The organism is Massilia sp. 9I, from assembly GCF_902506415.1.
In the GTDB taxonomy this organism is placed as follows: Bacteria; Pseudomonadota; Gammaproteobacteria; order Burkholderiales; family Burkholderiaceae_D; genus Telluria.
This window is the reverse complement of sequence record NZ_LR733275.1, coordinates 2,389,590-2,412,248: the sequence shown is the minus strand read 5'-3', so window position 1 is coordinate 2,412,248 and position 22,659 is coordinate 2,389,590. Positions and strand designations below refer to the sequence as shown.

At 67.6% G+C, this 22,659-nt stretch carries 11 protein-coding genes; 7 read left to right on the top strand and 4 right to left on the bottom strand.

Translation table 11 applies throughout. The features are described from left to right. Positions 1-23: 23 nt before the first annotated feature. Positions 24-1,598 (top strand): glycerol-3-phosphate dehydrogenase, encoded by a 1,575-nt coding sequence (glpD, locus tag GV068_RS10810; protein WP_159697326.1) that lies wholly within the window; start codon positions 24-26, stop codon positions 1,596-1,598. Between the two features lie 43 nt (positions 1,599-1,641). Continuing rightward, positions 1,642-2,256 (top strand): glutathione S-transferase family protein, encoded by a 615-nt coding sequence (locus GV068_RS10805; protein ID WP_159697325.1) that lies wholly within the window; start codon positions 1,642-1,644, stop codon positions 2,254-2,256. Between the two features lie 117 nt (positions 2,257-2,373). Here the strand turns inward: GV068_RS10805 and GV068_RS10800 are convergent, their stop codons facing one another. Then, on the bottom strand, positions 2,374-3,225 hold the full coding sequence (locus tag GV068_RS10800) for a CheR family methyltransferase (RefSeq protein WP_159697324.1): 852 nt from the start codon (positions 3,223-3,225) through the stop codon (positions 2,374-2,376). Next, complete coding sequence (locus GV068_RS10795; RefSeq protein ID WP_159697323.1) at positions 3,225-8,129, bottom strand: HAMP domain-containing protein; 4,905 nt, start codon at positions 8,127-8,129, stop codon at positions 3,225-3,227. The genes GV068_RS10800 and GV068_RS10795 overlap by 1 nt, the downstream gene beginning before the upstream one ends. Positions 8,130-8,488: 359 nt before the next feature. Between GV068_RS10795 and GV068_RS10790 the strand changes: the two genes are divergently transcribed. Continuing rightward, positions 8,489-9,223, top strand: coding sequence for a LuxR family transcriptional regulator (locus tag GV068_RS10790; RefSeq protein WP_159697322.1), 735 nt, complete (start codon positions 8,489-8,491; stop codon positions 9,221-9,223). Here the strand turns inward: GV068_RS10790 and GV068_RS10785 are convergent. Further along, the gene (locus GV068_RS10785) at positions 9,198-9,470 is read right to left on the bottom strand and encodes a DNA-binding transcriptional regulator (RefSeq protein ID WP_159697321.1); all 273 of its coding nucleotides are present in this window, start codon (positions 9,468-9,470) and stop codon (positions 9,198-9,200) included. The two genes, GV068_RS10790 and GV068_RS10785, sit on opposite strands and share 26 nt — an antisense overlap. Before the next feature lie 159 nt (positions 9,471-9,629). On the opposite strand from GV068_RS10785, the gene GV068_RS10780 reads away from it, so the two are divergent. Then, positions 9,630-10,214, top strand: a complete 585-nt coding sequence (locus tag GV068_RS10780) for an acyl-homoserine-lactone synthase (RefSeq protein WP_159697320.1) — start codon at positions 9,630-9,632, stop codon at positions 10,212-10,214. 101 nt (positions 10,215-10,315) lie between these two features. Here GV068_RS10780 and GV068_RS10775 read toward each other — a convergent pair whose 3' ends face one another. Further along, positions 10,316-12,364 carry a prolyl oligopeptidase family protein gene (locus tag GV068_RS10775; RefSeq protein ID WP_159697319.1) on the bottom strand — a complete coding sequence of 683 codons (2,049 nt, stop codon included), beginning with the start codon at positions 12,362-12,364 and terminating at the stop codon, positions 10,316-10,318. A gap of 91 nt (positions 12,365-12,455) precedes the next feature. On the opposite strand from GV068_RS10775, the gene GV068_RS10770 reads away from it, so the two are divergent. The 3 genes from GV068_RS10770 (at position 12,456) to recB (ending at position 22,659) form a co-directional block, all read left to right on the top strand. Continuing rightward, positions 12,456-15,503: a CHASE domain-containing protein gene (locus GV068_RS10770; protein ID WP_159697318.1), complete on the top strand. Its 3,048-nt coding sequence runs from the start codon at positions 12,456-12,458 to the stop codon at positions 15,501-15,503. A gap of 104 nt (positions 15,504-15,607) precedes the next feature. Further along, a complete protein-coding gene (gene recC, locus GV068_RS10765; RefSeq protein WP_159697317.1) occupies positions 15,608-19,006 on the top strand; it encodes an exodeoxyribonuclease V subunit gamma in 3,399 nt (1,132 codons plus the stop codon). Further along, positions 19,003-22,659 (top strand): exodeoxyribonuclease V subunit beta, encoded by a 3,657-nt coding sequence (recB, locus tag GV068_RS10760; RefSeq protein ID WP_159697316.1) that lies wholly within the window; start codon positions 19,003-19,005, stop codon positions 22,657-22,659. The genes recC and recB overlap by 4 nt, the downstream gene beginning before the upstream one ends.

Below are 22,659 nucleotides of genomic sequence, written 5' to 3'. Positions count from 1 at the left end.
CAGGCCTGCCGTCAGGAGGCGACATGAAGGATGGGGAATCGAAGGCGCAGGCAGACCAGCGGCTGGAATGCGACGTGCTGGTGGTGGGCGGCGGCATCAACGGTGCGGGCATCGCGCGCGATCTGGCCGGGCGCGGCCTGAAGGTGATCCTGTGCGACAAGGACGATCTCGGGGCGCATACCTCCTCGTCCTCGAGCAAGCTGATTCACGGCGGTCTGCGCTACCTGGAGCACCGCGAGTTCGGGCTGGTGCGCAAGGCCCTGCTCGAGCGCGAAATCCTGCTGTGCAGCGCGCCGCACATCATGCATCCGCTGCGCTTCGTCATGCCGCACGACAGCGCCCAGCGGCCGGCCTGGCTGATCCGCGCCGGCCTGTTCCTCTACGACCGCCTGGCCCCGCGCAGCTTCCTGCCCGCATCGAGAGCGGTCGAGCTGTCGGGGCACCGCGCCGGCGCTGCGCTCAAGCCCTCGTTCACGCGCGGTTTCGTGTATTCCGACGGCTGGGTCGACGACGCCCGGCTGGTGGTGCTCAATGCGCTTGACGCCCACGAGCGCGGCGCCACCGTGCTCACCCACACGGCTTGCACGGAAGTCGAGCGTCACCTTGATCACTGGATGGCGAGGCTGGAGCACGGGGAGCAGCAGTGGCGCGTCAAGGCGCGCTGCCTGGTGAATGCCGCAGGACCCTGGGCGGCGCGGCTGGCCCGGGCCGCCACCGGCAGCGCGCCAAAGCGCCGGCTGCGCCTGGTGAAGGGCAGCCACATCGTGGTGCCGCGCCTGTTCGAGCACAAGTACGCCTACATCTTCCAGCATCCGGACGGCCGCATCGTGTTCGCGATGCCATATGAAGACGCATTCACGCTCATCGGCACCACCGACGTCGAGTTCCACGAAGACCCGGACCAGGTCGCGATCACCGGCAGCGAAACCGCCTACCTGTGCGAGCTCGCCAACCGCTATTTCCGGCGCCAGATCGCACCAAACGACGTGGTCTGGAGCTACTCGGGCGTGCGCCCGTTGCTCGAAGACGATGCGGCCAGCGCCAGCGCCGCCACGCGCGACTACCTGCTGGGCCATGACAGCGCGGGCGCGCCGCTGCTGTCCGTTTTCGGCGGCAAGATCACCACCTACCGCAGGCTGGCGGAAGAGGCGGCGGACTGGATCGGGTCCGCCCTCGGCCGGCCGCAGCCGGCATGGACGGCGCGCGCCGTGCTCCCCGGCGGCAACCTGTTCGGCAGCCTGCCGGACAGCCGCGCCGTGCTCGAATTCGACCGCTGGGTGGCCGCGCTCGAGCGCCGCCATCCCTGGCTGCCCCCGGCGCTGCTGCTGCGCTGGGCACGCGCCTACGGCACCCGCGTCGAAACCCTGCTGGGCGGCGCCACTGGGGTGTTCGACCTGGGCGAGGAGGTCGCGCCCGGCCTGTACGCGGCCGAACTGCGCTACCTGATGCGGCACGAGTGGGCCACCTGCGCCGAGGACGTGCTGTGGCGGCGCTCCAAGCTGGGCCTGCACCTGGCGCCGGGCTGCGCCAGGGCTGTCGAGGCCTGGATGGTGGCGTCGCGCCTGGATGCCGGCGTAGCGGTTACGGAGTCGGCCTGAGGCGCGTTATCATGGGCGCCTTGTCCATCGATTGGGAACACCCATGCGCCTGTACACCAGCCCCCGCGCGCCAAATCCGCGCCGCGTCACCATGTTCATGGCCGCCAAAGGCATCGAAGGGATCGAACAGGTCGACGTCGACCTGAACGCCGGCGTCCACCGCACGGCCGAGTTCATGGCGCTTAACCCGCTGTCACGGGTCCCGGTCCTGGTGCTCGACGACGGCCGCGCGCTGAGCGAAACGCGCGCGATCTGCACCTACCTCGAGGGCCTGTATCCGGAGCCGAACCTGATGGGGCGGGACCCGACTGAGCGCGCCTTCATCGAGATGTCCGACCGCCGCATGGAACTGCACCTGATGCTGGAAACGGCGCTGTGTGTGCGCCACACCCATCCTGGGCTGGCGGTGCTGGAGCAGCCGCAGTTTCCCGATTTCGGGGCGGCTCAGGGGAAAAAGATGCGGGCGACCGCAAGCTGGCTGGATGGGGAGCTGGCGAAGCACCCTTATGTCGCCGGGGAGCGCTTCACGATTGCCGATATCACGGCCTTCTGCACGCTGGAGTTTGCGCGGGGTTTGCTCAAGTTCCGGCCGGGGGCGGAGGGGATGCTGCACCTGCAGGCGTGGCGGGATCGGATTGCGGCGCAATACAAAACTTAATCCGCGGCTGTTCCAATGCTGGTTGAACGCGTGGGCGGGAGACCCGCCCACCCTACGAACCGCCGAGTTCTGTAGGGTGGGCAGATTTCCTGCCCACGCGGTCAGTAACACAAATAATCATCTAACGCGCTTGTACCAAGCCCCTTCCGCAAACAGCGGCTGGTAATCCATCACTCCCGCATCCGCCGGCCCCAGTTCGCGATCCAGCCCCAGCACTCCGAACAGCGACAGACTGTCGCGGAACAGGCGCAGCACGCGCTGGCGCAGCACCGGGCCGAAGTCGGGCAGGGCGCGGCGGCAGACGATGCCGTGGAACTCGTTGAACGAGGCGTCGGTCACCAGGCTGTACTGCGCCCAGGTGATGCGCTCGCGCAGGCGCGGCAGCAGGCGCGCTTCGCCGCTGGACACCTCGAAGTAGTCGGCCAGGCGGCCGCTGCCCCCGCTGGCCTCGTACAGCGGCTGCGACTGCGCCAGCTGGGCCACCGGCAGGCTGGCGTTGCGCGCGTCGAACAGCAGCTCGTCGCTGGCCACGGTGGCGAACACCTCGGTGCGTCCGTACAGCTTTTCCTCGGCCAGCAGGATCGCCAGCGTCCAGGCCTCGGCCACGCCGGCCGGTTCCGCCAGCCAGACTTTCGGCAGGGCGGTCGGGCGCAGGCTGTCGCCCAGCGCGGCGCGCAGGCGGCGCGTGTCCTCCGGCAGGTCGAACAGTTCCGCCTTCGGCACCGCCAGCGCGCGCAGCACGTCCTGGGCGGCGCCCGCTTCGTGCAGCACCCGCTCCTGCAGGCTGGAGATGGTCGCCAGGCCGCGCGCCTGCAGCACGGCCAGCAGGCGCTCGCGCAGCCGGGGGCGCGCATAGCCACGGAAATCGAAACCGAAGCGCTGGTAGACGGCCTCCAGCAACAGTTCGATCTCGAGCTCCTCGGTCGCCTGGACGGCGGCAAACCCGGTCCAGGCGCTCAGCTCGCCCATCAGTGCAGCCAGACCCGCATCATCGACAGCAGCTGGGCCACATCGACCGGCTTGGTGATGTAGTCCGAGGCGCCGGCGGCGATGCACTTGTCACGGTCACCCTTCATCGCCTTCGCGGTCAGGGTGATGATCGGCAGCGAACGGAACTTCGGAATGCGGCGGATTGCGCGCATCGTGTCGTAGCCGTCCATCTCCGGCATCATGATGTCCATCAGGACGATCTCGATGGTCGGATCCTTCTCCAGCACTTCGATGCCGTCACGGCCGTTCTCGGCGAACAGCACCTGCATCTGCTGGCGCTCCAGCAGCGTGGACAGCGCGAAGATGTTGCGCAGGTCGTCGTCGACGATCAGCACCTTGCGGCCGGCCAGGCCGCCATCGAGCGCGTGGATTTCTTCCAGCATGCGACGCTGGTTCTCCGGCAGGCTGGCTTGCGAACGGTGCAGGAACAGCGCGGTCTCGTCCAGCAGGCGTTCCGGCGAGCGGGCGTCCTTCATGACGATGGTCTTGGCGTAGCGCTTGAGTTTCGTGACTTCCTTGCGCGAGAGCTCCTTGGCGGTATAGATCACCACCGGCAGGTCGCGCAGGCGCTCGTTGCCGCCGATACGGTCGAGCAGGTCGAAGCCCGAGATGTCCGGCAGCGTCAGGTCCAGCACCATGCAGTCGAAGTGCGAGCTCTCCAGCGCTTCCATCGCGGCGGCGCCGGTATCGACGGTCACCATGTGGATGTCGGTATTGCCGATTAGGGCCACGATCGACTCGCGCTGGGCCATGTCGTCTTCCACCACCAGCAGCGAGCGCTTGCCGCCCATCAGGAACTTCTGGATGCGCTTGAATTCTTCCTGAAGCGCCTCGCGTCCCACCGGCTTGTTGATGTACGAGATGGCGCCCTGGCGCAGCGCGCGCTCGCGCTCGCGCAGCGAGGACATCACGTGCACCGGGATGTGGCGGGTGTTCGGATCGCGCTTGAGGCGGTCGAGCACCGTGAAGCCGTCGATGTCCGGCAGATCGATGTCGAGCAGGATCGCGGACGGCAGGTAATCGCGCGCCAGCGACAGCGCCGAGTCGCCGCGCTGGGTGACGATGCCCTTGAAGTTCTTCTCACGGGCGAAGTCGAGCAGCACCTTGGCGAAGCGCTCGTCGTCTTCCACGATCAGCACCGATGGGTCGCCCGGGGTCACCAGGCCGCGGTCGTCCAGCACCGAGGAATATTCCACCAGCGAGCCGGTTTCCACGGCATCGACGGTCGCCACGTCGGCGGCAGCCTGCACCACCGGCTGGTAGGACACGGTCGTCGCCGGAGCCGGCGGCGGGGCCAGGCGTGCCGGTTGCGGCTGGCGCGCCTGTTCGTAGTTGACGAAGCCGGCGCGGTTGTACGGCAGGTAGAGCGTGAAGGTCGAGCCGACGTTGACGGTCGATTCGACGCGGATCTCGCCGCCCAGCAGGCGCGCCAGTTCGCGCGAGATCGACAGGCCCAGACCGGTGCCGCCATATTTACGCGCGGTCGAACCGTCGGCCTGCTGGAATGCCTCGAAGATCAGCTGCAGCTTGTCGGACGGGATGCCGACGCCGGTGTCGCGCACCGAGAAGGCCAGCACCGCATCGGCGTGCACCAGGTTCGGGTGGTCGTGGGTCCAGCCGCTGCCCACCAGGCTGATGGTCATCGACACCGTGCCGTGGCTGGTGAACTTGAACGCGTTCGACAGCAGGTTCTTCAGGACCTGCTGCAGGCGCGTGGTATCGGTCATCACCGCTGTCGGCAGGTTGTCCGCCAGTTCGACCTCGAAGCCGAGGTGCTTGGCTTCGGCCATGTGGCGGAAGGTGCGGTCCACGTAGTTGCGCAGGTTCGAGAAGCGGTATTCCGACACGTCCAGCGTGACGGTACCGGATTCGATCTTCGACAGGTCGAGAATGTCGTTAATCAGGGTCAAGAGGTCGGAACCGGAGCCGTGGATGGTCTTCGCGAATTCCACCTGCTTGCCCGACAGGTTGCCCTCGGGGTTATCGGAAAGCTGCTGCGCCAGGATCAGGAGCGAGTTCAACGGTGTCCGCAATTCGTGCGACATGTTGGCCAGGAACTCGGACTTGTACTTCGAGGACAGGGCCAGCTGGGTCGCCTTTTCTTCCAGCGCCAGCTTGGCCTGTTCCACCTCGCGGTTCTTGCGTTCCACCTCGATGTTCTGCTCGGACAGGAGGCGCGCCTTCTCCGCCAGTTCCTGGTTGGTCTGCTGCAGTTCCTGCGCCAGCGACTGCGACTGGGTCAGCAGCGACTCGGTACGGCTGTTCGCCTCGATGGTGTTCAGCACCACGCCGATCGATTCCATCAGCTGGTCGAGGAAGGACAGGTGGGTTTCGGTGAAGCGGTCGAGCGAAGCGATCTCGATGACCGCCTTGACCTGCTGTTCGAACAGGATCGGCAGCACCACGATGTTGTTCGGCGGCGCCGAGCCCAGGCCCGAGGACACCACGATGTAGTCGCGCGGTACGTCGGTCAGCCAGATGCGGTTCTTCTCCAGCGCGCACTGGCCCACCAGGCCTTCGCCCGGCAGGAAGGAGGTCGGCAGCTTGCGGCTGGAACGGTAGCCGTAGGAGGCGATCATGCGCAGGCGTGCATCGGTCTCCTGCGAGTCCATCATGTAGAACACGCCGTGATGCGCCGAAACCAGCGGAGCCAGTTCCGACAGAATCAGCTTGGTCACTGCCTGGAGGTCGCGCTGGCCCTGCAGCAGGCGGGTGAAGCGCGCCAGGTTGGTCTTCAGCCAGTCCTGCTGCGCGTTCTTCTGCGTGGTCTCCTTCAGGTTACGGATCATCTCGTTGATGTTGTCCTTCAGGTAGGACACCTCGCCGCGCGCTTCCACCTGAATGGAACGCGAGAGGTCACCACGGGTCACCGCGGTTGCCACTTCACCGATCGCGCGCATCTGGTTGGTCAGGTTTGCCGCCAGCTGGTTGACGTTCTCGGTCAAGTCCTTCCAGGTACCCGCCACACCGGACACGTTTGCCTGGCCGCCCAGCTTACCTTCGGTACCCACCTCACGCGCCACGCGGGTCACCTCGGATGCGAAGGAGGACAGCTGGTCCACCATGACGTTGATGGTGTCCTTCAGTTCGAGAATCTCGCCCTTCACGTCCACGGTAATCTTCTTGGACAAGTCACCGCGCGCCACCGCGGTCGTCACCGCCGCGATGTTACGCACCTGGCCCGTCAGGTTCGACGCCATGAAGTTCACGTTGTCGGTCAAGTCCTTCCAGGTACCGCCGACGCCCGGCACGTAGGCCTGCCCGCCCAGCTTACCTTCGGTACCCACCTCACGCGCCACGCGGGTCACCTCGGATGCGAAGGAAGACAGCTGGTCCACCATGACGTTAATGGTGTTCTTCAGTTCGAGAATCTCGCCCTTCACGTCCACCGTAATCTTCTTGGACAGGTCGCCGTTCGCCACCGCGGTGGTCACCTCCGCGATGTTACGCACCTGGCCGGTCAGGTTACCCGCCATGAAGTTCACGTTGTCGGTCAAGTCCTTCCAGGTACCCGCGACGCCAGGCACGTTCGCCTGGCCGCCCAGGCGGCCCTCGGTACCCACCTCACGCGCCACACGGGTCACTTCGGATGCGAAGGAGTTCAGCTGGTCGACCATCACGTTGATGGTGTTCTTCAGTTCGAGAATCTCGCCCTTCACGTCCACGGTAATCTTCTTGGACAAGTCACCGTTCGCCACCGCGGTGGTCACGTCCGCGATGTTACGCACCTGGCCGGTCAGGTTACCCGCCATCGAGTTCACCGAGTCGGTCAAGTCCTTCCAGGTACCGCCGACGCCCTTCACCTGCGCCTGGCCGCCCAGCTTGCCCTCGGTACCCACCTCACGGGCGACTCGGGTCACCTCGGATGCGAAGGAGGACAGCTGGTCCACCATGACGTTAATCGTGTTCTTCAGTTCGAGAATCTCGCCCTTCACGTCCACGGTAATTTTCTTGGACAAGTCGCCGTTCGCCACCGCGGTCGTCACCGCCGCGATGTTACGCACCTGGCCCGTCAGGTTCGACGCCATGAAGTTCACGTTGTCGGTCAAGTCCTTCCAGGTGCCGCCGACGCCCGGCACGTATGCCTGGCCGCCCAGCTTGCCCTCGGTACCCACCTCACGCGCCACGCGGGTCACTTCGGATGCGAAGGAGCGCAGCTGGTCCACCATGACGTTAATGGTGTCCTTCAGCTGCAGGATCTCGCCGCGCACGTCCACGGTAATTTTCTTCGACAAGTCGCCGTTCGCCACCGCGGTAGTCACCTCCGCGATGTTACGCACCTGCGACGTCAGGTTACCCGCCATCGAGTTCACCGAGTCGGTCAAGTCCTTCCAGGTACCCGCCACGCCCTTCACCTGCGCCTGGCCGCCCAGTTTACCTTCTGTACCCACCTCGCGCGCCACGCGCGTCACTTCGGAGGAGAACGAGGACAGCTGTTCCACCATGGTGTTCGCGGTCATCGCCGCGCGCAGGTATTGGCCCTTCAGCGGGTGGCCGTCGACTTCCAGCGCCATGGTCTGGGACAGGTCGCCCTTCGCCACCGCGCCGATGACGCGCGCCATCTCGGTGGTCGGGCGCACCAGGTCGTCGATCAGGGTGTTGACCGAGCTGATGATGGTGGCCCAGCCGCCCACCACGCCCGGCACGTCAGCGCGCTGGGTCAGGTGGCCTTCGCGGCCGACGACACGCGACACTTCGGTGACCGTCTCGACCATCTTTTCCTTGGTCGAGATGATGTCGTTCAGGGTGTCGGCGATCTTGCCGGACACGCCGGTCCAGTCCGAGGGCATGCGCACCGAAAAGTCGCCTTTCTTGAGCGCCATCAGGGTGGTCAGCAATAGCTTGACGTCCAACTGTTCGCCCATGTCGGTCATGTTGTTCATCGACTAAGTCCTTGTTTCGCGTGTTGGGTAAGAGAGTGGGGCGCCGCGGGTAAAACCGGCGACTGTGAACTGTGAAATCCTGAGAAGATACTCTTGTATAGACTCAAGTCAAGCATTGCGGTGGCCAAATGTGACGCTGGAATCAAGAAATCTTGCAATTCAGAAAACTTTAGCTGGATAACTGGCGGAGGGTAACGTAAATTGGAAGATGCTTGCGCACGATTGAAAATATGCTTGTTGTAATGACACTACAGTTGCTCTCTCTTCAGTGAGGAACACAGAAGTAATCGCGTCGAATTTGCCTTGTTAAACGACGAAGTCATTTAGCATGAGCGACACAGTGACCCGCATTTGTCCCTATGATAGAAACTGCATTACTGCTTGAGCTGTTGGAAGCCGGCGACGATCGCACATGGACAGAGCGTCTGTTTAAGCTCGCACATAGCCTGGGCTTCGATCAAGTGTTGTTTGGTGTTGTACCTTCCCGTCATGTTCGCTTCGAGCACGCTTTCACACGCAGTAATTATTCGGCTGAGTGGCGCGAGCGCTACGACGCCAACGGCTTCGCGTATGTGGATCCAACGGTAGGGCACTGCGTATCGAACATCCTGCCGCTGATCTGGGCGCCGTCGACCTTCGGCGGCGGCGTGCCCGGCGCCCTGTACGAGGAAGCCAGCGCGCACGGGATCCGCAGCGGCGTGACGCTGCCGATCCATGGTCCGCATGGCGAACTGGGCATGGTCAGCTTCGCCTCCGACATGCGGCCCGACGCCCCTTTCGAGCAGCAGCTCCTCCAGACCCTGCCGGCGCTGTCCCTGATCCGCGACTATGCCTTCGCTTCTTCGGCGCGTTTTCGCGAAGGCAAGCTGGAACCGGACTTGCCGCGCCTGACCCGGCGCGAGCTCGAAGTGCTGCAATGGGTCATGGTCGGCAAGTCCTCATGGGAGATCGCCAGAATCACCAACTGTTCCGAGGCGACCGTCAATTTCCACCTGGCGAACGTGCGCCAGAAGTTCGGCGTGAACACGCGTCAGCAGGCGGTCGTCAAGGCAATCGCCCTCGGCCTCATCACACCTGAAGATCACCATCGCTGACCCTGCCGTTGACGTATAGGCGCAGCAGGATCGCGACCGGTGGCGGCAGCTCGAGCCCGGTCTCGAAGCGGCTGCCGCTCGACTGGGTCACCCCGAAGCGGCTCCAGAACTTCTCCTGACTTTCCCGTTTTGCAATGCGCAGACGCCGCAGCTCGTGGGGCTTGTTGCGCCTGCCGCCTTCAACCTGCGCCGCCTGCTGCGCTTCCAGTTCCGCTGCCAGTGCTTCGCACATCACTTCGTTTGCCATGTCTGCTCCTTTTTGTCGTTGGCTATGCAGTCTGCAAGTATTCCACCGACGCCGCGCATACAAACCTAGCAGAGCTGCTAGTTCCAGTTTTGCCCGTATTGCATGAACCTTGTATGCCAGCAGCATAGCTTTGAACCACCACAAACAAAGGGGCCGAAAATGAATATGCAGATCAAAATCGCAGCACGTCGTGAATTCAAATCCAAAGACCTGTGGGAAATGCACAAGCTGCGCGCCAAAGTATTCAGCGGGCGCCTAGGCTGGGAAGTGCCGGTGCTGTCGGGCATGGAAATCGATGGCTACGACGCCCTCGATCCAGCCTACATGGTGATGCGCGAGCCGGCCGGCGTGCTGCTGGGCTGCTGGCGCCTGCTGCCGACCGAAGGCCCGTACATGCTCAAGGATTCTTTCGCCCAGCTTCTGGAAGGGCAGGACGCGCCGAGCGACCCCCACATCTGGGAGCTGTCGCGCTTCGCCCTCGAGACCGACAAGGAAAACCGCTACGGCTTTTCCGACATGACGATGCAGTGTTTCGAAGCCGTGGTCCGCTACGGCATCGAGAACGGCATCACGCACTACGTCACCGTGACCACCACCGCGATGGAGCGCCTGACCCGGCGCGCCGGCGTGGTCACCAGCCGCCTCGGCGAGCCGCAGAAGATCGGCATCGAGAACGCGGTGGCCTTCTACGTGGACGTGCGCGCTACTTGGGAAGCGCTGTTTGCCCAGCGCATGGCGTCCTAAGCCCGGCCTGCGCGCCTAGCAAAACCCCTAGGGCGAGGCGGACCGTCGAAGACAGTACGCTAGTACGGCGAGACGGTCCAGCGACGCCATGGGGGGAATTGCTAGGCACGCAGCTGGTGCCGGAGGAAGGTCCAGGTCAGAGCCCACATGCGCGCGGTCTGCGCATTGTCGGCAGCGCCGGCATGGCCTCCCTCGGTATTCTCCCAGTACAGCACGTCGTGGCCCTGGTCGAGCATGCGCGCCGCCATCTTGCGTGCATGGCCCGGATGGACACGGTCGTCGCGGGTCGAGGTGGTGAACAGCACGCGCGGATAGCGCCCGTCCGCGCGGACCTGCTGGTAGGGCGAGTAGCGCCCGATCCATGCCCACTCGGCGGGGTCGTCTGGGTCGCCGTATTCGCCCATCCAGGAGGCGCCCGCCAGCAGCTGGTGGTAGCGCCGCATGTCCAGCAGCGGCACCTGGCACACCACGGCGCCAAAGAGTTCGGGACGCTGGGTCAGCACCGCGCCGACCAGCAGGCCGCCGTTGCTGCCGCCCATGATGCCCAGGCGCTCGGGGCTGCTGATGCCGCGCGCGACCAGGTCTTCGGCCACGGCGATGAAGTCGTCGAACGCGCGCTGGCGGTGTTCCTTCAGCGCCGCCTGGTGCCAGCCCGGGCCGAACTCGCCGCCGCCGCGGATGTTGGCCACCACGTAGACGCCGCCGCCTTCCAGCCAGGCAGCGCCGCTGAGCGCGCCGTAGGAGGGCTTCAGCGACACCTCGAAGCCGCCATAGCCGTACAGGACTGTCGGATTGTTCCCGTCCAGGCGGGTCTCGCCCTGCATCACGGCGAAGTAGGGAACCCGGGTCCCGTCTTTCGACACCGCCTCGAATTGGTGGACCTGCAGCCCGGCGGCATCGAAGAAGGCCGGCATCGCCTTCAGCGGCTCGCGCGCCTCTTCGCCCGCTTCCATCAGGTACAGGGTGGACGGTTCGGTAAAGCCGGTGAGGGTGAGGAAGTAGCGGTTCGAGGCAACGGCGTCGAAGGCCCAGGTGTCGATCGACCCCATGCCGGGCAGGGCAACGTCGCGCGCCTGCCAGGCGCCGCCCGTGCGGCGCACCTCGACCAGGCGGTTCTTGACCTTGTCGAGGACCGTGAGCAGCAGCGCGTCGCGGGTCACCGTCAAGCCGTCGAGCGAGGTGGTGGGCGAGGGCAGGAACAGCGGCTCGCACTGGGCCGTGCCCTCGAGGAAGGCGTCGAACGGGGCGGCCAGCAGGGCGCCCTGCGGGAAGTGGCGGCCGCCATGTTCCCAATCGGAGCGCAGTTCGATCACCAGCTGGTCGCGCACCGCGAAGGCGTTGGCATCGATCGGCTTCGGCACATTGCGCAGCGCGTCGCCCTGGCGCACGAACAGTTCGCTGCTGTAGAAGCCGATCTGGCGCTGCACGAACTGGCGCTCGAAGCCGGGCGTGGCGTCACACCAGCCGGAGGCCGACAGGTCGTCGCCGGCGGCCTCGAAGACGGTGCTTGCCGCCGCCAGGGGCGTGCCGCGGCGCCAGATCTTGACGATGCGCGGGTAGCCGGAATCGGTGAGCGAGCCCGGGCCGAAATCGGTGCCGACGAACAGGGTGTCGCGGTCGATCCAGGCCACGTCGCTCTTGGCTTCAAGCAGGGTGAAGCCGTCCGCCACGAAGCGGCCTTCGCCCGCGTCGAACTCGCGCACGACTTTGGCGTCGCCGCCGCCGCGCGAGAGCGATACCAGGCAGCGGTCCTTGGCAGGTTCGAGCCAGGTGACCCCGCCCCAGACCCAGTTCTCGCCTTCGTCGCGCGCCAGGGCGTCGAGGTCGATCAGGATCTCCCATGCGGGCGCCTCCTTGCGGTATTCGTCCAGTGCGCAGCGGCGCCACAGGCCGCGCGGATGGGCGGCGTCGCGCCAGAAGTTGTACAGCAGGCCGGCATGGCAGCCCGCGTAGGGAATCCGCTCGGTGGAGTCGAGGATGGCGCGCAGGCGCGTGCGCAGGGCGGCGTGGCCGGCGTACCCCTCCAGTTCGGCCTCGGTGGCGCGATTGCGTTCGCCGACCCAGGCCAGGGCGCGCACGCCGTCGACCTCCTCGAGCCAGAGATAGGGGTCGTCGTTGGGTTGAACAGGGGCCTGGGGCTCTGGCATCATGAAGGGCTTGGTGAGTATCGTTGAGAAAGTTGGCCTGCGGATTGCCTATACTAGCAATATCGAGCGGGCCTAACCGCACGTCTGGAGCAGAATGGATCACTCGTCGACCGGCAAGGCAGCAGCAGACAATGCAGCACATGCGAGCGCGGATACCCCCGCGAACAACACGAGCCTGGCCGCCCGGGTGGTGGCGGCCGCTCCCTGGCTGGCCGGGCTGGCGCTGTCGCTCGCGGTCGGCGCGCTGTGCTACCGGGTCGCCGCCGGCGCGGTCGAAGCCGACGCGCGGCGCCGCTTCGAGACGGTGTCGCGCCTGGCCCAGGAGCGCATCTCGAGCGCGATCCAGTCCTATGCACGGGTGGTGCGCGGGATGACGGCGCTGCACGCCGCCGCCGATGGGCTGACCCGGCTGAACCTGCGGCGCTACGTCAAGGCGATCGACCTGCCGACCCAGTTCCCGGCGATCGAAGCGGTCTCCTTTATCGCCTACGTTCCGGACGCCGAGCGCGACGCCTTTGTCGCGCGCATGCGCGCCGACCGCAGCGTGGATCCGGCCGGCTATCCGGACTTCGACATTCGGCCCGCCGGGCGCCGCCCCTGGTACGCGGTGATCGCCTGGGTCGAACCGGCGACGCAGCCCAACAACCGGCTTGGCCTTGACATCGCCGCCCAGCCGTTGGTGCGTCCGGTGCTGGAGCGCACCCGCGACCAGGGCACGCTGGGCGCTTCCGGCAATCCGGTCCGGCTCGAGCTCCCCACGCCCCACACTGCGCTCGGCATGCGCGAATCGCTGTACCAGGGGGGCGGCCTGCCACCCACGGTGGAGGAGCGGCGCGCGCGCTACATCGGCAGCATCGGCATCGCCTTCTCGGTCGACGAACTGGTGCGCCGCGCCCTTGGGCCGGAAGCGCGCCAGCCGGTTGCGCTCAGCCTGTACAGCGAGACCGGCCCGGCGCGTGCCGGCGCCAAGCAGGGCGGGCCGCTGGCGCTCGATGCGCGCGACCGCCTGCTGGTCGGCCCCGAAGTGCGCGGCAAGCCCGCAGCTGGCGGGCGCTTCACGACCCTGCTGCCGATCGATTACGTCGGCACCCCCTGGAAGGCGCATTTCTCGGCCGACCGCGCCGCCATGGCGGTGGGCGCCGACCGCTACCTGCCGCTGCTGGCCTTCGGTTCCGGCTTCGGCGTCAGCCTGCTGGGCTTTGCGCTGTTCTTCAACCTGATGCGCTCGCGCCGCATCGCGCTCGACCAGCGCCTGCTGCTCGATTCGGTGCTCGACAACCTGGACGCCTACGTCTACCTGAAGGACAGCGCGCGGCGCTTCCGCTACGTCAATGCGAAGAGTGCCGCCCTGGTCGGACTGCCGGCGGCCAGCATTGTCGGCCAGCGCGACCTCGACGTGCTGCGCGCCGAGATGGCCGAGCGCATCTGGGAGCGCGACCGCGCCGTGCTGGAAAAGGGCGAACGTCACGCCTGCCAGGCCGAACTGACGCTGCGCGACGGCAGCGTGCGCCAGATGTGGAGCGTGCGCGTGCCCCTGCATCCGGACGGCGAGATGCCGGCCGTGCTGTGCATCTCGACCGACATCACCACCGTGCACGAGCTGAAGGCGCGCGCCGATGCCGCCAACCAGGCCAAGAGCGACTTTCTGTCGAACATGAGCCACGAGATCCGCACGCCGATGAACAGCATCATCGGCATGACCCACCTGGCGCTGCAGTCGCGCCCCGATGCGCAGCTGCGCGGCTACCTGGACAAGATCTTCCATTCGGGCCAGCACCTGCTGGGCATCATCAACGACATCCTCGACTTTTCCAAGATCGAAGCCGGCAAGCTGGAGCTGGCGACGCGCGGCTTCATGCTGGAGGCGGTGATGCGCAACGTCGAACAGCAGCTAAGCCAGGAGGCAAGCGCCAAGGGCCTCGGCTTCGACCTCGAGATCGCGCCCGAGCTGATGCGTCCCCTGCGCGGCGACCCGCTGCGGCTGGAGCAGGTGCTGCTGAATTTTGCCGGCAACGCGGTCAAGTTTTCCGAGCAGGGCCGCATCCTGCTGCGCGCCTGCCTGGAACACGCCTTCGGTCCCGAGCTGCTGGTGCGTTTCGACGTGCAGGACAGCGGCATCGGTATCGCGCCCGACAAGCTGGCCAGCCTGTTCACCCCCTTCCACCAGGCCGACCCCTCGGCCACACGCCGCCATGGCGGCACCGGCCTGGGCCTGGTGATCAGCAAGCAGCTGGCGGAACTGATGCGCGGCGAGGTCGGGGTCGACAGTGCGCCGGGGCGCGGCAGCACCTTCTGGTTCACGGCGCGCCTGGGGCTGGACGACGGCGCCGGCGCCGGCCTGGGGGCGGCGCCGGCGATCGGCGCGGGGCCGATGCGCCTGGACGGCTGCGCCGTGCTGCTGGTCGAGGACAATCCCTTCAACCAGCAGGTCGCGCGCGAGCTGCTGGAGCATGCCGGCGCTGTCGTCAGCGTGGCCGGCAACGGCGCCGAGGCCCTGGACGCGATGGCGCAGGGGCGCTTCGATTGCGTCCTGATGGACTTGCAAATGCCGGTCATGGACGGGCTGGAGGCGACCCGCCGCATCCGCCAGGATCCGCAGCTGCGCGATACCCTGGTGATCGCCATGACCGCCAACGCCGGACTCGAGGACCGGGAGCGCTGCCTGCAGGCCGGCATGGACGAATTCCTGACCAAGCCGGTAGTGCCCGAGCTGCTGGCCGCCACCATCGCGCGCTGCCTGGGGCGCAGCGCGGCGCCGGCGCCGGACCTGGTGGCCGCCCCGGTGGCGGGCGACGCCGCCGTCGACTATGCGGTGCTGGAATCCACCTTCGGCGGCGAGCGCGAACGGATGCGCAAATATGCTTTCCTGTTCGTGTCGAGCGCGCGCACCTCGCTGGACGAGATCGAGGCCGCGCTCGGCGCCGGCGACATGGCGGCGGTGGTGGCGGTGGCGCACCGCGTCAAGTCCTCGGCACGCGCGGTCGGCGCCATCGGCTTCGCCGGCCTGTGCGAAGAGCTCGAAGGACAGGCCCAGCGTCCGGCCCAGGCGCGCGCACTGGCGGCGCGCCTGCGCGTCCAACTGGGGCGCATCGAACGCGAGATCACGGCCCGCCTCGGAGTGCGCGACCACGACCGGTATTAAGGGCGGTTTTCCGGGCTTGCTGAAGAGTCAATGCTCAGCACCAAGCCTTCCGTGCCGCCCCCAAAACAGGTATCCTTTGCCCCTTGAGCAACCCAAGCGTTCCGATGTCCTCCCCGATCACCCCAGGCTTGTTAATCTTGCACGGCAACCAGATGGAATTGCTGCGCAGCGCCATGTTCGACTGGCTGCGCCGCCACCCGCTGGGCGCGCTCGAGCAGGAGACCATCCTGGTGCAGTCGAACGGGGTGGCCGAGTGGCTGAAGATCGCGCTGGCCGAGGAAATGGGCGTGTGCGCCGCCACCCGCGTGGCGCTGCCGGCGCGCTTCCTGTGGGAAGCCTACCGCGGCATGCTCGGGCGCGAGCGGGTGCCCACCCGCGCGCCCTTCGACAAGGACCCGCTCACCTGGCGCCTGATGCGCCTGCTCCCCAGCCTGGTGGAGGACGCCAGCTACGCCCCGCTCAAGCAGTTCCTGGGCGACGGTTGCCCCGAACGCCGCCTGCAGCTGGCCGAGCGCCTGGCCGACCTGTACGACCAGTACCAGGTCTACCGTTCCGACTGGCTGGCCGACTGGGAAGCGGGGCGCGACCAGCTGCGCCGCCCGGTGGGCGACCCGCTGCCGCTGGGGCCCGACCTGAAATGGCAGGCCTGCCTGTGGCGTGAAATCCACGCCAGCCTGCCGCTTGAACAGCGCGTCACCGGCCGCGCCAGTATCCACGAGCAGTTCCTGGCCGCGGTCGAGTCCGGCCGTGAACCCGCATCGCGCCTGCCGCGCCGCGTGATCCTGTTCGGCATGTCGACCCTGCCTTACCAGACCCTGCAGGCCATCGCCGCTCTGTCGCGCCATACCCAGGTGCTGTTCGCGGTGCCGAATCCCTGCCGCTTCTACTGGGGCGACATCATCGAGGGGCGCGAACTGCTCAAGGCCGCACGGCGCCGCCAGCAGCCGCGCGGCGGCCTGGAACTGGCGAGCGTACCGGTCGAGGAACTGCACATGCATGCCCACCCGCTGCTGGCGAGCTGGGGCCGCCAGGGACGCGACTTCGTGCGCATGCTCGACGAGTTCGACCAGGGCGAGGGCAGCCGTTACGACAACATGCGGGTCGACCTGTTCGACGACAGCGAGGGCGAGACCCTGCTGCAGCAGGTGCAGGCCGCGGTGCGCGACCTGCTGCCGCCCGACGAACACCCGCACGTGGCGCCGCCGCGCGAGGACCGCTCGATCGAGTTCCACATCACCCACAGCGTCCAGCGCGAAGTCGAGGTGCTGCACGACCAGCTGCTGTCCTGGTTCGCCCAGGACCCCAGCCTGCGCCCGCGCGACGTGGTGGTGATGGTGCCCGACATCGACGTGTTCTCGGCCGCGATCCACGCCGTGTTCGACCAGCATCGCCGCAAGGATCCGCGCCACATCCCCTTCGAGATCGGCGACGTGCGCGACCGCAGCGTGAACCCGCTGCTGGTGGCGCTCGAATGGCTGCTGCGCCTGCCGCAGCAGCGCTGCCGCCAGAGCGAAGTGCGCGACCTGCTGGACGTCCCGGCCGTGGCCGGACGCTTCGGCCTCGAGGCCGACGACCTGCCCATCCTCGGCCGCTGGATCGAGGGCTCGGGCGTGCGCTGGGGCCTGGACCGCGAACACCGTGCCGGCCTGGGGCTGGCTTCGGTGGGCGAGCAGAATGCCTGGATCTTCGGCGTGCGCCGCATGCTGCTCGGCTATGCCAGCGGCGCCGGCGCCAGCTTCGGCGACATCGAGCCGTATGCGGAAGTGGGCGGGCTGGACGCCGCCCTGGCCGGCTCGCTGGCCCAGTTCATCGACACCCTGCTGCATTGGCGCGCCGCGCTGGTGCAGTCGCGCACCCCGGCCGAGTGGGGCGAAGCTGCGCGCGCGCTGCTCGCCGGCTTCTTCCATCCCGCCATCGAAGCCGACCGCCTGACCCTGGCCCAGCTGAACGAGGCGCTGCAGTGCTGGCTCGAGACCTGTGACAGCGCCGAATTCAGCGAGCCGGTACCCCTTGCCGTGATGCGCGAATCCTGGCTCGGCCAGCTCGACCAGCCGACCCTGAACCACCAGTTCGTGTCGGGTGGCGTGACCTTCTGCACCCTGATGCCGATGCGCGCCGTGCCGTTCCGCGTGGTGTGCCTGCTCGGCATGAACGATGGCGACTTCCCACGCCGTACCCAACAGGCCGACTTCGACCTGCTGGCGCTGCCCGGCATGGCGCGTCCCGGCGACCGTTCGCGCCGCGACGACGACCGCTACCTGATGCTGGAAGCCCTGCTGTCGGCGCGCGACAAGCTGTACGTCAGCTGGGTCGGGCGCAACGTGCGCGACAACAGCGAGCAGCCGGCCTCGGTGCTGGTGGCCCAGCTGCGCGACTACCTCAAGAACGGCTGGGACCTCGATTTATCGGAGCGCACGGTCGAACACGCGCTGCAGCCCTTCAGCCGGCGCTACTTCGAACGGGGCGGCCTGCTGACCTATGCGGGCGAGTGGCGCTCGGCCCACGGCGCCGACGAAACGGAGAGCGCGGTGGACGCGCTGCCGCCCTATGAAATGGAGCCGGGCTTCGTACTGAAGCTGGGAGAGCTGGCCGCTTTCCTGCGCCAGCCGGCGCGCTACTTCTTCCGGCGCCGCCTGGGCGTGGTGTTCGCCGATGCCGCCGTGGTCGGCGAGGACGAGGAGCCGTTCTCGCTCGACGCGCTGGAGCGCTACTTCATCGAGGACCACCTGCTCGACGACAGCGGGCCCGCCGAACAGCCGCACGAGGTGCGCACCCTGCTGACCACGCGCGCCGAACGCCTGGCGCGCGAAGGCGTGCTGCCGATCGGCCTGCTGGGCCGCCACTGGCAGCAGGAGCTGGTCGACGGCCTGGTCCCGGTGCGCACCGCCTGGCTGGAATTGGGCGCGCGCTTCCCGCACACGGCGCCCAAGCGTGCGGTCAGCCTGGGCCTGGGCGAGGGGATTGTCCTAGACGACTGGATCGACCGCCTGCGCACCGATGGCGAGGAAACCGCCTGGCTGATGCAGGTGTCGTCCAAGGTGCTGGACCGGGAAGGGCGCCCGCGCGGCGACAAGCTGATCGACGCATGGCTGCGCCAGCTGGCCGCCGCCGCGGCCGGCGCGCCCGTGGCAGGCCACCTGGTGGCGCGCGACGCCATCCTGACCATGGACGCCATGAGCCCGCTCGATGCCGCTGCCACGCTGCACGACCTGGCCACACTGTGGCGCACCAACCTGGACCGCCCGCTGGGCGTGGCCTGCAAGACCGCGCTGGCGCTGCTGCAGGAAGGCGATGCGCGCAGTGTCTACGACGGCGGCTATGAGATCTCGGGCGAGGTCGATGAACTGTGCCTGGCGCGCCTGTGGCCGGACTTCGCGGCCCTGGTGGCGGCCGGCGACTGGCCGCACGTGGCGCGCGACCTGTACGGGCCGCTGGCCGAATGGCTGGAAAGCGCGGTGCACGTGGCGCCCCTGAATGGCGCCGTGGCGGAGGAGAGCGAATGAGCCAGCTCCTCGAACCGTTAATCTTCCCGCTGCACGGCACGCGCCTGATCGAGGCCTCGGCCGGCACCGGCAAGACCTGGACCATCGCCGCGCTTTACCTGCGCCTGGTGCTGGGCCACGGGCTTGACGCCGCCTACCTGCGTCCGCTGCTGCCGAGCGAAATCCTGGTGATGACCTTCACCCGCGCCGCCACGCGCGAACTGGCCAACCGGGTGCGCGAGCGCCTGGTGGAGGCGGCTGCCTTCTTCCGCGGCCAGCTCGACGCCGACGACCCTTATTTACGCGAGCTGCTCGCGGCCTATCCGGGCGAAGCGGAGCGCAGCGTGGCGGCGCATCGCCTGGTGCTGGCCGCCGAAACGATGGACGAGGCGGCGATCTTCACCATCGACGCCTGGTGCCAGCGCATGCTGCGCGAACACGCCTTTGACTCCGGCAGCCTGTTCGATGAAGAACTGGTGAGCGACGAGCGGGCCCTGTTCGAGGACGCGGCGCACGACTACTGGCGCCAGCACATCTACCCGCTGGGCGCGAATGCCCTGGCCTCGGTGCGCGAGTGCTGGAAGGACGTCGAAGCCCTCAAGGGCGGCGTGCGCGAACTGGTCACGCGCACCCACCTGCTGGGTGAATGCGCGCCGGAGCCGCTCGGCGTGGTGGTGGCACGCGTGCAGGCTGCCCTGCGCGCCGAACTGGCCAGCCTCAAGGAAGGCTGGGCTGCCCGCGCCGACGAGATGGAGGGCTGGATTGCGGCCCAGCGCGAGCGCAATGCCAAGTGCTTCAACGGCAACAAGATGCGCGCCGATTCGCTGGTGAAGTGGTTCGAGGCGCTGCGCGCCTGGGCCCAGGATCCGGCGCGCGTGCTGCCCGACCTGAACGACACCGCATGGAAGCGCCTGTGCCCGGACGGCATCGTGGACGCCTTCAGCAAGGACTTCGTGGCCGAGGTGCCGGCCTGCTTCGCATTCACGGCGCCGCTGAAGGAAGCGCTGGCGCGACTGCAGCCGCTGTCGCATGCCTTGCTGCGCCATGCCGCCAGCCACATCGCCGCGCGCATGCGCGAGCTGAAGGCGCGCAACCGCCAGTTCGGCTTTGCCGACATGCTGGAGCGCCTGAAGGACGCGCTGGAGGGGCCGAACGGCGAAGCGCTGCGCGCACGCATCGTGCAGCAGTTCCCGGTGGCGATGGTCGACGAATTCCAGGACACCTCGCCCGACCAGTACCGCATCTTCGACCTGCTGTACCGGGTGGCCGATAACGATCCGGAGCGCGGGCTGTTCCTGATCGGCGACCCCAAGCAGTCGATCTACGGTTTCCGCGGCGCCGACATCCACAGCTATCTGTCCGCGCGCCGCGCGACCGCGGGCCGCCACTACCAGCTGGGCGTGAATTACCGTTCCACCGCGCCGCTGGTGGAAGCGGTGAACCAGCTGTTCCGCCACGCCGAAGGGCACGAAGGGCAGGGCGGCTATCCGGCCGGCGCCTTCCGCTTCCGCCGCGGCGAGGACAATCCGCTGCCGTTCGAGGCGGTGGCGGCCAAGGGCCACCGCGAGCGCCTGGTCGGAGCCGATGGTCCGCAGCACGCGATGTCGGTGTGCTGTGCCGGCCCCATGAACCAGGAAGCCTACCGCGACTATTTTGCCCACCACTGCGCCGAGCACATCGTGGGCCTGCTGGGAGACGAGCGCGTCGGCTTCTCGGACGGCGAGCGTTTCCGCCGCCTGATGCCGGCCGATATCGCGATCCTGGTGCGCGACCGGCGCGAGGCCGCTGCCGTGCGCCGCGCCCTGGTCGAGCGCAAGGTGGCGAGCGTCTACCTGTCCGACAAGGATTCCGTGGTCGAGAGCGAAGAAGCGGCCGACGTGCTGCGCTGGCTGTACGCGGTCGCCAACCCCCTCGACGGCACCCTGGCGCGCGCCGCCTTCGCCACCCGCACCGCCGGCCTGCCGCTGGGCGAACTGGCCAGGCTGTCGTCCGACGAAGTGGCCTGGGAAGCGCGCGTCGAGCAGCTGAAGAACCTGCACGGCGCCTGGCAGCGCCAGGGCGTGCTGGCCATGCTGCGCCGCTTCGTGCACGAACTCGGCCTGCCGGCGCGCCTGCTGCGCCAGCCGGGCGGCGAGCGCCGCCTGACCAATTTGCTGCACCTGGCCGAACTGCTGCAGGAAGCCAGCACCCAGTTGGAAGGCGAGCAGGCCCTGATCCGCTGGCTGGCCGAGCAGCTCGAAGGCCTGGGCGAGGGCGGCGACGAACGGGTGCTGCGCCTGGAAAGCGATGCCGAACTGGTCAAGGTGGTGACGGTCCACAAGTCGAAGGGCCTGGAATATCCGCTGGTCTACCTGCCGTTCGCGGTGACCGCGCGCCGGACCGACCGCCGCAACCGCGCCTTCTTCGAATTCGTGGGGCAGGACGGCGCACGCCACCTCGACCTGGCGATGGGCGAAGAGGCGCTCGAAGCCGTCGACCGCGCGCGCCTGGAAGAAGACCTGCGCCTGCTCTACGTGGCTTTGACGCGCGCGCGTCACTTCCTGTGGCTGGGCGCGGCGCCGATCAGTGGCCGCAGCAAGAACGAGAACCGCCTGCACGAGTCGGCGCTGGGCTACCTGTTAGGGGGCGGCGAGAAGATCGAGGCCGAACTGCTGCGCGAGCGCCTGGAGCGCCTGCGCGGGGACGTCGACGGCATCGTGCTGCACGACCTGGCCGAGGCTGAAGGCCGCACGCTGCTGGCGCGCGAGGACGTGCGCCCGGACCTGTTGGCGGCGCCGCGCTACGAGGCCCGTTTCGAACGCGACTGGTCGATCGGTTCCTTTACCTCGCTGGTGCGCCATGCCGTGAGCGCCCAGCTGCCAGCGGCGCCCCCGCCGCCGGCGCCGATGCGCGCCCAGGAACAGACCCTGCTCGAAGAAGACCCGCAACTGGCGACCCCGCCGCGCATCGACGACGCACCCTGGCACCGCTTCCCGCGCGGCTCGGTGCCCGGCAATTTCATGCACGAGCAGCTCGAGTGGATGGCGGGCGAAGGCTTCGAGCGCGCCGATGAACCGGAATACCTGGTGCGCCTGGGCCAGCGCATCGAGCGCGCCGGCTGGGGGCACCGCCTGGACGACGCCCTGGCCTGGCTGCATGCGGCCGCCACCACGCCGCTGCCGCCGCTGGGCGCCTCGTTGAGTGACTTGCGCGATCCGGTGCCGGAACTGGAATTCTGGTTCCCCAGCGAGCGCCTCGATGTGGTGCAGCTCGACCGCCTGTGCCGCGCGCGCATCATGAAGGGCCTGGAGCGCCCGATCTTGCCGGAGCGGGTCCTGCACGGCATGCTCAAGGGCTTCGCCGACCTCGTGTTCGAGCACGAGGGACGCTACTGGGTGCTCGACTACAAGACCAATGCGCTGGGCCCGGGCGACGCCGCCTATACCCAGGCTGCGATGGAACTGGGCATGGCCGACCACCGTTATGATATCCAGGGCAGCATCTACATGCTGGCGCTGCACCGCCTGCTCAAAAGCCGCCTGGGCGATGCCTACGAGCCGCGCCGCCAGCTGGGCGGGGCCGTGTTCCTGTTCCTGCGCGGGATCGCGAACACGGACACGCGCGGCTGCTGCGTCCTGGACCCGGACCTGGAACTGCTGGACGGTCTCGAACGCCTGCTGGGCAAGGAGGAGTAA